The 15142-nt window shown below is 44.6% G+C and carries 8 protein-coding genes; 2 read left to right on the top strand and 6 right to left on the bottom strand.

Features of this window, described 5'->3' with window-relative positions:
* Nucleotides 1–188: 188 nt before the first annotated feature.
* From H6F63_RS17000 to H6F63_RS30095, 4 genes are all read right to left on the bottom strand, one after another.
* On the bottom strand, nt 189–1766 hold the full coding sequence (locus H6F63_RS17000) for an HlyD family efflux transporter periplasmic adaptor subunit (RefSeq protein WP_242019860.1): 1578 nt from the start codon (nt 1764–1766) through the stop codon (nt 189–191).
* Nucleotides 1767–1927: 161 nt separating this feature from the next.
* Nucleotides 1928–4915 (bottom strand): peptidase domain-containing ABC transporter, encoded by a 2988-nt coding sequence (locus tag H6F63_RS16995; protein ID WP_190638741.1) that lies wholly within the window; start codon nt 4913–4915, stop codon nt 1928–1930.
* A gap of 82 nt (nt 4916–4997) precedes the next feature.
* The gene (locus tag H6F63_RS16990; RefSeq protein WP_190638740.1) at nt 4998–5681 is read right to left on the bottom strand and encodes a peptidylprolyl isomerase; all 684 of its coding nucleotides are present in this window, start codon (nt 5679–5681) and stop codon (nt 4998–5000) included.
* A 271-nt stretch (nt 5682–5952) separates the two neighbouring features.
* Nucleotides 5953–8835 (bottom strand): hypothetical protein, encoded by a 2883-nt coding sequence (locus H6F63_RS30095; protein WP_190638739.1) that lies wholly within the window; start codon nt 8833–8835, stop codon nt 5953–5955.
* A 137-nt stretch (nt 8836–8972) separates the two neighbouring features.
* On the opposite strand from H6F63_RS30095, the gene H6F63_RS16980 reads away from it, so the two are divergent.
* Nucleotides 8973–9110 (top strand): hypothetical protein, encoded by a 138-nt coding sequence (locus H6F63_RS16980; protein WP_190638738.1) that lies wholly within the window; start codon nt 8973–8975, stop codon nt 9108–9110.
* A 58-nt stretch (nt 9111–9168) separates the two neighbouring features.
* Here the strand turns inward: H6F63_RS16980 and H6F63_RS16975 are convergent, their stop codons facing one another.
* Together H6F63_RS16975 and H6F63_RS16970 are read right to left on the bottom strand one after the other, a co-directional pair.
* Nucleotides 9169–12639 (bottom strand): lamin tail domain-containing protein, encoded by a 3471-nt coding sequence (locus H6F63_RS16975; RefSeq protein ID WP_190638737.1) that lies wholly within the window; start codon nt 12637–12639, stop codon nt 9169–9171.
* Nucleotides 12640–13191: 552 nt separating this feature from the next.
* Entirely contained in the window at nt 13192–14166 is a 975-nt protein-coding gene (locus H6F63_RS16970; protein WP_190638736.1) for an AI-2E family transporter, read from the bottom strand.
* A gap of 258 nt (nt 14167–14424) precedes the next feature.
* Between H6F63_RS16970 and H6F63_RS16965 the strand changes: the two genes are divergently transcribed.
* A complete protein-coding gene (locus tag H6F63_RS16965; RefSeq protein WP_190638735.1) occupies nt 14425–15066 on the top strand; it encodes a DUF1206 domain-containing protein in 642 nt (213 codons plus the stop codon).
* Nucleotides 15067–15142: the final 76 nt, after the last annotated feature.

The raw sequence follows: 15142 nt of genomic DNA, 5'->3' as shown, positions 1-15142 counted from the left end.
GAGTCCTTAAGGACTCTAGGGTTTTTTAGTGTCAGTTTTTAGCGTGAAAACATTATTGTCTCGTGAGAGACTATTTAGACTCATACTAGCTTTGACAATGGTTTGACTATGAGCATAGTCAAATACCTTACTCAGATGAAAGCTTGTGGACTAGGAATATCCACCTTAATATTGCCTTTGTGTTTCAGTTATCTAACAAACTTCAGACTCTCGATTTTTTGGATAAACAAATCTGTAAAGATGCTAATAACTGGACGCTTGCGTACTTTGATATTTGCACTTAATGACATCCCTGATTGTAGTGGCATTTGCCGACCATTAATCACAATAAATTGTTGGTCTAGGCGAATCTTGGCAGGGAAACTATAGAAAGGACGAATTTCAGTAGGTGGTAAAGCATCTGAGCCAATAGAAATTAACTCACCTTTAATATCACCAAATTCACTAAAGGGAAAAGAATCTATTCTGACATCTACTTGCATTTTATCTTCGGCTTTAACAAAACCAATGTCTTTATTGGTGATGAAAATTTTGGCTATGAGATTTTCGCTAGGAACTATTTTGAGAATTGGTTCGCTAGTGGTAGCAACAAAACCTGGTGTATGAGCCTGTAGCTCAAATACAACTCCATTTACAGGCGATCTAATTTCCTGATATTTTAAAGTTAGCTGGGCTTGGCTCAATTGACTTTTAATTTCAGCAAGCCGTTTGTCGTTTTCCACCATTGCTTTATTCAACTGACCATCAATTTCAGCAAGTCTTTTCTCGTTGTCAGCAATCTGCGAGAACAAGTCTTTTTTGGAAAGGGAAACGGTGTTTTGTTGCTTTTCTTTGGCTTGCGCGATCGCAAACTGCAAACGCTCCTCTTCCTGTAGCAGTTGGTTCACTTCAGCCTGACGGGTTCCAACTTCTTGTTGCTGTCTTAAAAACTGAATTCGCGAAATTCCCCCGTCTTTCATTAAAGGTTTCAAATCGTTAAAAATTCGCTCGTTTACAACTAAAACATTTTTAGCGTTTGCTAGCTGTAACTCATTCTGGCTCAGTTGCCTTTCTAATTGTTTAACTTCCAATTCAGCAGCAACAGTGCGAGACTTTAATTCTTCTAAACTTGATTGAAGACGTGCTTGTTGCTCAAGTGTTAAGTCTGAGCCTTGAAAAGAACCTGTAAGTTGAGTGCGATAGAGTTTATTTTCCGATGCTAGAGCAGAACGGCTTTTGGTGAGCGAGGCGATTTCTGGTGGTAAGTTAAGTTGCGCGATCGCTTGTTCTATTCTGGCTGGCGAATTCTGTCCATTCAGTATAGTTCGATAAAATTGATTTTCCTGAATTAAGGCTTGGGAAATATTATCCAGGGAATTTTTCTGAGCTTGAGCAGCAGTTGTATCCAGACTTAAAAGCAATTCACCTTGCTTAACCCTTTGTCCATCTTCAACGTGAATTGTCCTTACAACACCTCCCATAGGTGCTTGAATTTCTTTAACTGCACCTTGAGGTTCTAGTTTGCCTTGTGCTGGGATAGCCTCCTCAATTTTGACAACAGATGCCCACACAAAGCTGAATGTTGTTACACCGATTATCCCCCAGACAATTGCCCGTGACCACATAGGCGATTGCCGGAGAATTACAGGTTGTTCAAATTTACTATTATGAGTATATTTTAAGTTCTTATTTGAGGGTTGGGGATACAATTTTTCCAATTCAGATTTTGCTTCTGATGCAGCTGCGGGCCGATTATTGGAATTTGTACCGTTCTGTTGATTCATCATAAAAAATGCTGAGTGCTAAGTAAAATAAAATTTCTCGTTTTCAGACTGAGCTTGGGAATGTAGTTTATAAGACTGAGCCTCATGAATTACGGTGGGAGTCAGAGCCTACCCTTATTCGTTACAGAGACTGGAAACGAATATTTCTTGTTTTTTGCCTTTGATTATAATTGTGCTTCTTGTTGCTGATAAAGGCAGTAATAACGACCTTTAATTTCCATTAACTGTTCATGAGTTCCTTGCTCCACAATTGAGCCTTGATCCATCATCAAAATCATGTCGGCGTTCTTAATTGTGGTAAGACGGTGAGTAATGAAAAATACGGTGCGACCCCGGAAAGCTTCTGCTAAATTCAAACACACCTGTCGCTCAGCATTATAGTCTAGAGCGCTGGTTGCTTCATCTAAAATTAACAAGTTTGGGTTTTGCAAAATAGTACGAGCGATCGCTATCCGCTGTCTTTGTCCCCCAGATAGTGCTGAACCTCGTTCCCCAACGTTAGTATTATAGCCATTCGGTAAGTCCATAATAAAGTCATGAGCAACCGCAATTCTTGCAGCTTCAATAATTGCTTCAGCGCTAGCATCAGGAGCATTTAAAGCAATATTTTCCTGAACTGTACCTTCAAACAACAGCGTATCCTGCGGCACAATTCCAATCTGACGGCGAATAGAATAAAGTTCTACTTTAGTAATATCATAGCCATCGACCAGAATCCGACCAGATTCGAGTGGATAAAGACGAGGTAGAAGCTTCATCAACGTGCTTTTACCAGAACCACTTTGACCGACAATTCCTACAAACGCACCAGCCGGAAACTTTACACTAATATTATTTAGTTGTAGTGGCCCAGTCGGATTAAAGCGGAAAGATACATTGTCATACTTTACATCTCCCCGAATTACTGGCATCGGAATATTTTTGCGATCTAGCTCATCTGCTTCTGGCGGCGTATCCAAAATATCGCTAAGACGTTCTAAAGATAAAGCTGTTTCTTGGAAGTTTTGCCACAGTTGAGTTAAGCGCAATAAAGGACTTGTGACGTAGCCAGAAATAATCCTAAATGCAATTAATTCCCCCAGAGATAATTTACCTTGCAGCACTAAATAAGCTCCCACCCAAAGCACTAACAAACTTGAAAGTTTGTTCAGAAAATTACTAGTAGCGCCCGCAGTTGTGGAAGTCAAAACGTTTTCAAAACCAGCACTCACATAACGCCCATATCGTTCTTGCCATTGCCAGCGCGATCGCAGTTCAATATTTTGAGCTTTTACTGTTTGAATGCCTGATAAAACTTCTACTAAATAAGATTGCGTTTCTGCATTGCGCTCAGCTTTACTACGCAACTGTCGTCGGACGATGGGAGAAACCAGCATAGTTAGCAAGGCAAACAGAGGTATGGTGGCTAAAGCAACCAGCGTCAGCAGCCAACTGTAAATTGCCATTACTACGATGTAAATGACAGAAAAAACCGCATCTAACGCAACAGTTAAAACTGTTCCCGTTAAGAATTGACGGATATTTTCTAATTCATTGATTCTGGTTGATAATTCGCCCACAGGCCGCCGTTCAAAATACCGCAAAGGCAACCGCAGCAAATGGTCAATAATTTCCGAACTCAACGCTATGTCAATGCGATTTGTAGTATCTACGAATAAGTAAGTTCGTAAACTGGTGAGGACTGCTTCAAAAATAGCCATCACCACTAAAAACACGCCCAAAACTTGCAATGTGTCTGGGCTATTTTGAATTAAAACTTTATCTATAATAATTTGAGTAATTAAAGGGTTAGCTAACCCAAACAATTGCACGAAAAAAGAGGCAACAAACACCTCTGTTAGGACTTGCCGATAACGATAAACTGAAGGCAAGAACCAACGCAGACTAAAACGTTCTTTGGGAGTATTGCGATTAGTTTTAAGCAGCAGGACCTGCCCTTCAGACCCCCAATTTTGAATAAAGTCAGTGGGTTTTTGTCGTAAGATGCCTATTTCAGGTACTGCGAAAACTATCTCTTTTTGGCTAATTTCGTAGAGAATTGCGGCGCTATCTTGCCAGATAATTATTGCTGGTTCTGGCAGACGACTTACGGCATTCGCAGGCACATTAATTAGTTGAGCTGTCAACCCCATCAATTCAGCTACTGCACCGTAAACTGGTAAAGAAAGGCTACCCGTTCTATCTAACTGGCTGGCTAAAATTCTCTTAATTACGTCTTTGCGAAAGGGCAGACCTAGATGCAAGGAAAGCATCTGAAAACAAGCTACAGCAGCTTCTAATGTGCCGCTACCTCGCACAAAAGGATATTTCTGGCGTTTCGCTGATTTTTGAAAAGTGTTCTCGACTGACTCTAGTTCAGAGGGTGTGTCGGGAGCATAAGGAATATCTTCCCGATTCTGGATTTCTGATTTTTGATTTTGGATTATAGCTGATTGAGTTGGCGAACCTAAAAGATCAGGTAAGCCTACCAAACGAATTTGACTGGATGCTTCTGTTTTCAGAGAAGATATATCATCAAAACTTAAGCAATCGCCTACAGACAACTGCTGTAAGCTACTGTTACTAACTAACCACATCCGGTTAGAGTCCAAAGAGTTTCTATCACCAGGTAAATTGCGAATTACTGATTCTGAATAAGCTTTTAAGGTTATGTCTTTAAGATTTAACACACCCGCTGCTTTCAAGAGTGTTTCGCTATCAGCTCGCTGTTGTAAGTAGACGCTTAGTAAGTCAAAAACTTCTATCAAAGAACAGCGATTTTGAAAAGCAGCAGCTAAGTGGGGATGTTGTTTTAGTAAAGCCAAAAAATCCCCTGCGCTGAGAGTTAGACAAAGAGTTTCTGTAGATGCGATCGCAGTCTCACAAGGCATACCCCGAATCAACCCAACCCAGCCTAGCACTTCACCAGGTTCTAGGCGTTGCAGTGTCACAGCCATCTGGCTATAAGGATCGTACCCCAATAGACGCGCTTGCCCTTCATAGAGAATGGTAATTTGGGCAGGCATTTTTTCCCGCAATAAAATTGCTTGCCCCATACGATATCGCAATAGCCCAAATTTTTCTGATAGCTTTTCTAGGTCAGCAATTGGCAGTTGATCGAAAGGAGATAATTTTAATAAAAATTCTTGAATATTGATTCTAGTATATGTCATTTCTTATTATTCATTAATTACTGGTTCTGGGTCAGAGCCTATTAGCTAAAGCTTATAGTAAATAATAATTAGATCCTAATGACTAATGGCTAATAGCTAATGACTGGTAACAATTATTAACTTGCTCTTGTAGCCAGGTGCTAAATAATTCGTCAATTAACCGCTGTCGCGTGGCATCATCCAATTGAACCGGAATAAATTTTTCCATTCGTACAATCACCAGCCATTCGCCTAAACGAGTCGGTGGCAAGAGTTGACCGGGCTGACTTTTGCTAAGTATCTGAGCTAGGGTGGGATGGGGTACACTTAACTCCACAGGGCCAATTAAACCGCCTGTTTGAGCCTCCGGCCCTTGGGAATATTCTCTTGCTAGTTCGGCGAAAGACTGCTCTTTTTCTTGAATGCGGAAATACAGTTCTTGTGCAATACCCACGTCTTGAGTTCTAATCAACGAATAAATGATTTTATCTAGCTGTCCTTTGCGCTTTAAAAAGTAAGGTTCTACTTTATTACTCCAGGTCGCAGCTTTAAACTTTTCAATCTTTAACCCTCGAATGGCTTGTTCTGGAGCCATTCCCTGAGAATTGTGCTGCTGCAATTGCTGGCTGACACGGGTTATTTCCTCTGGCGTACATTCGATAGAAGCGATCGCAGAGTCAATAATAAGTTCGCGTAATAACTGAGGTAGGAGCCGATAACTAGCTAGTAAGGGAATAATTTCGTTGGCAGTAATCGAGCGATCGCCTACTTGCAGAACTATAGTCATATCCTGTCCAAATAATTACTCATAGTTAGAACTGCGAAAATTCACTCAGACTACATTTTGCCACTACACAAACCACATCTGCCTCAGTAAGTGCTATAAGTACAAAAAAAGTTATTCAGTGTTAATACTGAATAACTTTTCAAACCCAATCAGCCCAGACTTGGCGACTATAGCAGCAAATACCTACGTATGAGTAGTAGCTAAGATAATTTGCTCCTACCCATCCCACTTTTGGCTATGGCGGCAGCTTGGTTAGATTGTTACACCCATACTATATGACGACAAGATCGGCATTAGTTAGGGCAAGACCAGTCGAGAGGGTGGCTATTTGTATTTGCGCGATCGCTCCCGTACCATCTGCATCAAACAATAATGCACCATTAGTGCTGTTGTAGATAAAGCGATCGCTATCATCAACAGAGGTTGATCCTATTACGAACTGATCCAGTACGATCGCTGCCCCGGCAATTAGCCCACCACCAAAACCTGCCGCAGACACTTCGATAGTATCATCTGACACCACAAAAGCAGTGAGGTTATCAATACCTTGATTTGAAGCATTGAAGACAAAGCGATCGCTACCAGCACCACCATTAAGGGTGTCATTGCCCTCTCCACCAACTAGGATGTCATCACCGCTTCCACCATTGATAATGTCATTACCGCTTCCACCGTCAAGAGTGTTGTTGCCACCATTCCCGGAGATCGAGTTGTTGAGGCTGTTTCCTGTACCGTTGAGTGCTGCTGTTCCATTTATGGTCAGGTTTTCCAGGTTTTCACCCAACGTCCAGGTGACGTAAGAAATGACGGTATCTGTACCAGCATTGACATCTTCAACGATGATATCAGTGGCATTATCTACCATGTAAGCATCGTTACCAGTACCACCAATCAAGCGATCGCTTCCCACTCCCCCATCCAGAGTGTCATTACCATCTCCCCCATCCAGAGTGTCATTACCATCTCCCCCATCCAAGCGGTCAATGCCTCCATTCCCAGTTAGGGTGTCGTTGCCAAAATCGCCCCGGAGTTGGTTATCGAAATCGTTGCCGATGATGATGTTGTTAAGGTTGTTACCCGTGCCGCTGCTGGGAGCAAAACCAGTTAAAGTTAGATTTTCCAGTCCGGTTCCTAACTGATAACTACCGCTGGATTCTACCCGGTCAATCCCACCTATAGCGGAATCTATCTCCAACTCAATCCGGTCAGAAATACTGTCAACGATGTAAACATCGCTACCATTGCCGCCTCGAAGAGTGTCAGCACCTACTCCTCCATCAAGAAGATCATTGCCTGCTCCTCCATCAAGAAGATCATTGCCTTCTCCTCCCCGAAGAATGTCGTTGTCAATCAAGAAGTTTGGGCTGTTTAAGCCGCCAATTAGGGTGTCGTTACCTTCTCCCCCATCAAGTGTATCGTTACCATCTCCCCCATCCAGGCGGTCAATGCCTCCATTCCCAGTTAGGGTGTCGTTGCCAAAATTGCCCCAGAGTTGGTTATCGAAATCGTTGCCGATGATGATGTTGTTAAGATTGTTACCCGTACCGCTGCTGGGAGCAAAGCCAGTTAAAGTTAGGTTTTCCAGCCCAGGAGTCAAAATCCAACTAACGCTGGATTCTACCCGGTCAATCCCGCCTATGGCAGTTTCGGTTTCCAACTCAATCCGGTCTTGAGTATTGTCAACGATGTAAACATCGCTACCGTTGCCACCCCGGAGAATGTCGAAGCCTCCTCCCCCATCAAGGAAGTCGTTGCCGTTTCCTGCATCCAGAGTGTCATTGCCTTCTCCCCCACGCAGGATGTCGTTGTCACTAATGGGGCTGGGGCTGGTGGAGTTAATGCCGCCAATTAGGGTGTCGTTACCTTCTCCCCCATCAAGTGTATCGTTACCATCTCCCCCATCCAGGCGGTCAATGCCTCCATTCCCAGTTAGGGTGTCGTTGCCAAAATTGCCCCAGAGTTGGTTATCGAAATCGTTGCCGATGATGATGTTGTTAAGATTGTTACCCGTACCGCTGCTGGGAGCAAAGCCAGTTAAAGTTAGGTTTTCCAGCCCAGGAGTCAAAATCCAACTAACGCTGGATTCTACCCGGTCAATCCCGCCTATGGCAGTTTCGGTTTCCAACTCAATCCGGTCTTGAGTATTGTCAACGATGTAAACATCGCTACCGTTGCCACCCCGGAGAATGTCGAAGCCTCCTCCCCCATCAAGGAAGTCGTTGCCGTTTCCTGCATCCAGAGTGTCATTGCCTTCTCCCCCACGCAGGATGTCGTTGTCACTAATGGGGCTGGGGCTGGTGGAGTTAATGCCGCCAATTAGGGTGTCGTTACCATCTCCACCCCGGAGAAGGTCATCACCTTCTCCCCCATCAAGACGGTCATCGCTGCCCCTGCCACTCAGGGTGTCGTCGCCAGAAAGACCTGTGAGTTGGTTATTAAAATTATTGCCAATGATGGTGTTGTTGAAGTTGTTCCCTGTGCCGCTGATTGCCGCAAAACCAGTTAATTTCAGCTTTTCCAGTCCGGTTCCTAACTGATAACTAACGCTGGATTTTACCTTGTCCCATCCCCCCAAAGCACCTTCAATCTCACCAGAAATAATCTCCCCTGAACTATCAATTATGTAAACATCATTACCGTTACCACCTCGGAGATTATCAGCACCTTCGCCCCCATCAATGCTGTCATTGCCGTCTCCTCCATCAATGCTGTCATTGCCTGCACCTCCATCAATGCTGTCGTTGCCTGCACCGCCATTGATGATGTCGTTACCATCACCGCCAATGAGCGTGTCATTACCAGGAGTACCGTCATTGTCTGTAATGGTGAAGCTGGCTATGTTGGCAGTACCGATGGTGTAACCTGTACCATCTGCTAGGGTGATTCCTACGGTTTCATTAGGGTCAAGGCTGGCATCGTCAATGGCGACAACATCAATAAAGGCAGTGGTCGCCCCGGCTGCAATGGTGATGCTACCTGTTAAAGCGGTGTAGTCTACACCTGGAGTAGCAGCAGTTAGATCAGTAGCCACGGTGTAGTTGATAGTCAGTCCGCCATCTGGGGCAGGTTCGCTAAGGGTGAGGAGAAATTTCCCAATAGTTGACCCGGTTTCGCGAGGATTGGTGCCAGAAGCGATCGCAACGATGGGAGCCATATTCTTATGTATCTGGGTAGATGTTTTGTGAGAACTGGTTGGCTGTATGCCAGTACGAGCTTACATAAGTGTTTATACTCGTGTCTCCAGTATATTTTCGGAATATTGATAATTTGTGTTTGACGAGCAGAAAATAGATGGCGATCGCGTTCTCTAGAGAAAACGCGATCGCCATCTTTGGGTTTCGCGACCTGAAGCTGGTAAAGGAGAATCAAAGACCTAACCCCCTAACTCCCTACACGGGAACGGGGAATCAGAAGCCCCTCTCCTTTTAGGAGAGGGGTTGGGGAGAGGTTAACCAACAGGTATTGCCACGCAACCTACAGTTATCCTTTATACCATCGTGAAATCCGCACCATTGAGAGTGGTGGATTCTACCCCGGTTAGGATTGCCAAAAGATCATCATTGCTCTTGAGGCTAATCAGCGTGTCGTTGACATTAGCACCCGTGCCTTGTGTAATGTTTAACTGCCCAAAATTCAAACTACCCGACAAGCCAATTCGGTCTTCACCATCCATAAAGTCAACAATGGTATCAATGCCATTATTAACTGCTACCAACACAAACCTGTCTCCTCCAGCGCCTCCAGTCAGAGTATCGTTGCCAGCACCACCGACCAGCAAGTCATCACCAGCACCGCCAATCAAACTATCATTGCCATCCCCACCAGATAATTTGTCACCGCCAGCACCACCATTTAAGATATCTATGCCGTTACCGCCGGATACATTATCACCACCAACGCCACCGTTAAAGGTGTCGTTGCCGCCATTCATGTCAACAACCGAACTCTGATAAGTGCCTAATAGGGTAATAACATCATTCCCATCTTGCGGCTGATTTGTGACTGGTTCATCGCCTCGCATGTTAATGAAAAACTTGCTATTGTTCATGGTCACGGTGATATTGTCGTCACCGAAACCGCCACCAATCTTCCCGTCGGAACGCGGGCCATTGTTGGGGTTGGTGTCATTGTCCCACCCAGCTGCGAAAGTGACATTAATCGTGTTGTTGCCAGCCTTACCGTGAGCGGCGTTTACACCATCGGGATCGATAATTGTGTCGTTACCGTCACCACCAAATATCCGGTCGTTATAGCCAGTACCGCCATCGATTGTGTCATCGCCAGCACCGCCATTAATTGTGTCATTGCCAGCACCGCCATTGATGGTTTCATTGCGGTTAGTGCCAGTCAGCACATCATCATTCGCAGTGCCATTGATTACTGGGGTAGGAAGGGTAAAACGAGCCACCAGCGGATCGTGATCGCTTTGTTGATCTGCAAACTCGGCATTTAGATGCACAATATCAATTTCAGCAGCCGCGCTGGTGCGAAGATTGCCACTTACGAGGATGTGATCGAGTGCCTGAGAATTGCCCTCAAACACGTAGGTGTATTGTTCATTTAGTGGTAGAGTCTCCACCAAGTTAATCAGGTCATCCCCTTTCAATACTTCCAATGGGTCTGAGAACTGAAAGTCGTTGAAATCACCCATTACAGCTACATTGGCATTGGCATCAGCAGCGAGGATGCTTTCTACGAAGTTGTTAACAATCTCCGCTTGTTGCAGACGTTGAGCCTCAGAGGTGAGTATTGGTGGTTGGTTGCTGCCAAAAAGTGGTTGATCGCCGCCTTTAGAGTTAAAGTGGTTGCCGATGACAAAAACTTGATTGCCGTTGAAGATAAACTCGCCGACGAGCGGTTTGCGGCTGTTGGCAAAGGCATCGCCATCTGAGAGGTCGGTGTCAACAATGCGACCGGGACTGGCGGAAAGTTCCGCACCATTGCCATCAATTACCGTGGTGTTGGTTGTGGAATTGCCGCCGGGACGATCTACAAAGTCAACTCGCTCAGGGTTGAACAGGAAGCCGACGCGAATATTACCTCCAGGCTGACCGCCATCTTGGTCGTCTGCTGGGTTAACTTGACGGAATTCGTAAGAGGGGCCACCTGCGGCTGCGATCGCATCTATCAGAGCTTGATAGGTCAGGTTGGCATCTACAACGCTGTCATTTGTTGCACCATTGTTATCCTGTATTTCCTCCAAACTCAGGATGTCTGGTGATTTGAGGTTGTTGACAATCAAAGTGGCAAGGCTACCGAATTTGCTACCATCGCTGGGGTCAAGATTCTCGACGTTGAAACTAGCTACTGTCAACTGGTCTTCAGTCCCGATTAACGTGGTAGTTTCCCGCTCTATACCACCAGAAGTAACAGTGGGCAAGGGTGTTGTATTAAGCAGCTTGTAATTGCCAAAGCTATAGTCGATGACACCAGTAATCGAACCGTTGAAGCGATCGCTTACATTCACCTGTGGCGCATTAGGAACTAGCAGATCGTCAATAATGATCCGTTCTGGATTAAAGTCCCCTTGCTGGATGATAATACCGCCCCGCTCGGTACGAGTGCCAGCATTCGCCCCATTATTAGCCAAGACAGCGATTTCACCGAAATCGTTGGTAGGACTAACTGCCACAGCGTTATTAACCTGCACCCGCATTCCTTCCAGACTTTCATAGAAGTCAATGCCATCTTGGGCAGGATCGAAGAGGGCGAAAGAATCATTATCGATAATCTGTGTCGGCGGCGTGCGATCGCTACCAATTACAATCGCAGCAGGTAGCGGATTGCCACTTGAGAGGGTGTTGATTCTTCCCGTATTACCAACACCAATCTGAGTAATTGAGAGGTTGTTGGAGTTAGCACCACCTGGAGTGAATTCACTCACACTACCGCTTACCAACAGGGAGTCCCCAGCGCTGACGCTGGGTCTTATGCCCGTGAAAACAAAAATTCCCTCAGAGGTGGCATCATCCGCATCAGGATCAGGATCTTGCAAATAAAAGCCATTAGACCTAACAGCAGTGACAATACCCGCCACGTTAGAAACACTTTGCCCTAAGTACGGCGAGGTATGACTAGCACCTTGAATATCGCGGATGCGGATATTCCCTGCCGTGGCATCGTTATCTGTCACCGTAACGGTGGTTGTACCGTTGGTAAAGTTAGTCGCAGAGGCAGTTAATGTCACCGTTTGGGAGCCATCAATCAGGGCATCATCAACCGCAGTGATCGCAAAGCTTGCCGATGCTTCATTTGCAGCAATGGTGACAGTTGTGGCAACAGTTGCCTCTCCCGTATCGCTGGAAACAAGGTTGACTGTCAACGGATTTGTTAAATCCCCAGTGCGAGTCACAGTGCCAGTAGCCGCATCTGCACCAGCTGCTTCTGAGAAGGAAACAGGGGAAACACTTAAACTTAGCGAGGATGTTGGTGTTGGGTTGTCGCTGCGAGTATATCTTCCCAGATCGTCGAACGTATCTGTAGCAAAGCCATCCCATTGAATGCTGGGGTCGAAGGCATTGTTCTCGATGGTATCCCCAGTTGTAACGCTGCTTTTGCGCCGGAGGGTGTTGTCAGCTGTACTTGTAAGTCCGCTACCCCATTCAGTTCCCGGATCAACGCCAACTTGACCAATTACATCAATGATGGTTCCACTTGCTCCACCCCTACGCAGCACGATCGCATCATCGCCATTAAACCATCCTGCACCATTTGTCTGATCTGCCTGCGCCAAAATCGCTGCATTGGCGTTACTCTGAGCCAAAACAAACACATCGCCGATTGCCACGGTGCCAGTCAGAGAAATCGTCAAATTAGCAGTGGTGCTGCCATTGAAATACATCTGCACGACGTAGCTATCTGCTGCCAAGTCAATTGCCGCATCAGTGCTGTTGTAGATTTCAAGAGCCTTGTTGTTACTGCTGCCCTCGACATACTCTGAGAAAAATAAGCCTGCCATAGAACCCTCTTTTGTGGTAGAAAACGCAAGATGCAGAATTGGAAATTCAGATGCGATCGCATCTGACAAACTGGCACGATGCTGATTTTAGTTAGACAACTAAAATCAGTAGAACTACTGCCTGTCTATCTGGAAAACAATAAGTTAGAGGTAAAAACAAGAACATTTACCTACCTTTAACCTCTACTTAAAGTAAGATTTTACTTCGCTTTGCAGGATATCACTTATATTTAGAGTCTTCTAGTGCTTGACAGAAAACTTACATCAGTATCCCGTAAGAGGCTGAGGAAAAATTATGAGTTATAAATTAATAACTCGGAAACGCAATAAATTGCTGTTTCTATAGCTCCTCACTCTCCTGAGTTTCCATTGGCTCTTGCTAGCAGAAAGTTTGTAGTTCTTCCACAAGTGCTTTTACAAAAGTGGGATGTTCCTTAACTCAAATTTAAACTAGGTGCTAGTTTCTTCGCTTTCAGTCATTGGTGAATCTTGGTTATCTTCTCCATCTTCCTGCCAAGTATTGAGAATGTCTTTAACCAAAAGCTCCTTTAACTAAACTTGAGCCACAACTACCAATGGCAAAGCCAGTAAAAGACCTGAAAAACCGAAGAAAATGCCGAAAGCAACCTGTGACAACAAGGTAATTGCTGGTAGAAGAGACACCTGATGCTTCATAACTAAAGGTGTCAGAAGGTTACTTTCAATCTGCTGAATAAGGATATACAAAACTATCACTGCACCTGCTTTCCAAGGTGCATCAAGTAAGGCAAGTGCTGCTGGTGGTATAACACTTAAAGTAGGGCCAAGATTAGGAATAAACGTTAATAAACCTGCTAAAAGAGCATTAGCTAGAGGGAGTTGCACCTGCAAAATCCACAAGCCCGAACCGCTCAAAATAGTAATCACAGTCATATTAAAAAGAATCCCAATTAGCCAACCACTCAGAGCCACTTCGCATTTAGAAAGAATCTTATTGACTCGCTGACGATAGAAGCTAGGAAATAGCAGCAAAAATGCCTTCTTGTAAGAACTGGGATTCGCCAAAAGCATGATAGTCACAACTAAGACCAACAATAAGCTCAGAATAATTTGAATTGAGTTAGTAAACAAGCTATAAAATTTTGTAAGCAGCCGATTAATAAAGCCGGGTAATTGTTCAGTTAGACGACTAAAAATACGGGCATCTTCTAAAGATTGTCCTGGAAGTCGGCTTTGCAGCGATTCAGCCCACACCCTTAGCCGATCTAATCCTTGTGGTACCCACTCAATCAATTGTGGAAGTTGATTATAAAAAGGTGGAACAATCAAAGCCAGAATAATAGTGACAATTGTGACTATACTAATAATTGATAAGGCGATGGCGATGCCTCGGTTGACTCCTCGTTGCACAAGCCATTTCACAAGTTGGTTTATGGCTGTCGCCAAGACTATAGCCATAAAAGCCAGCAACACAACTTGCCGGATTTTCCACAAAATGTAAAGAGAAATGATCAGGGCGATTAATCCGACCCATTGCCCTAAACGCACAATGCTGTCTCCATCTTTTAGTCGATTTGAAGCGGTTGTGTTGAATTTAATCTTTTGAAATTGCTTGTGTCTTCCCCTTTAAGGAAGTGTCTAAAAAGCGGTGTTGAGATGTGAGCCTTATGTTAATTTATATATTAAGTTAAGGTTTTTCACGCCTTAACTGTGGCGAATATAGTATTAGGCACACTCGTTAATCCCTAGTCTTTTGTAAGGCTGAGTGTTGAGGCAATTCCATCAGATATATTTCATCATAAATAAATGCCTAGTAGCACTTGGATAGAGCAACTTGCGCGGTTCGGTTATGCGGCGAAGGGAGTGGTGTACTTTATTATTGGGTTACTAGCGATACCTGTAGCCTTTGGCTCCGGCAGCAAAACGGCTGACACGAGTGGAGCTTTGGATACAATTGTTGCACAGCCGTTTGGAAAATTTTTGCTTGCTTTGATTGCTTTTGGTCTCATGGGGTACGTGCTATGGCGTTTAACTCAGGCATTGTTCGATCTGGAGCATCAAGGCAAGATTAATGCTAAGAAAATTGTACAGCGCCTTGGCTATGCGCTCAGCGGTCTGAGCTACGCAGGTGTATCGCTAAGCGCTGTGCAAACTGTTTTTGGTGAAGAAGGCGACGATAGCAGCTGGCGGCGAGACTGGGCGGCGCGTTTGCTGGAACAACCCTTGGGACAAGAGCTATTTTGGATTGTCGGAGCGATCGCAATCGCTGTGGGTGTTTCCTTTTTGTACGAAGCCTACACTGCTAAATTCCGCGAACACTTCAAATTGCTCAACATGAGTAAAACTCAGATACAATGGGCAACTTGGCTTGGCAGATTTGGTATTTCTGCGCGTGGTGCTGCTTTCGGTCTTATCCCTCTTCTGTCACTCTCCGAAGAGAGAAAATAGGAAACAAGCAAAATTATCCAGAAGCGTAAAAGGGTTTAAATTGATTCATTGCATTAATTAAATGATTGAAACCCAA

It is taken from the genome of Trichocoleus sp. FACHB-40, from assembly GCF_014695915.1.
GTDB classification, from domain to species: domain Bacteria; phylum Cyanobacteriota; class Cyanobacteriia; order Cyanobacteriales; family FACHB-T130; genus Funiculus; species Funiculus sociatus.
Note: the sequence above shows the minus strand (reverse complement) of the source record. Positions and strands in the feature narration are given on the sequence as shown.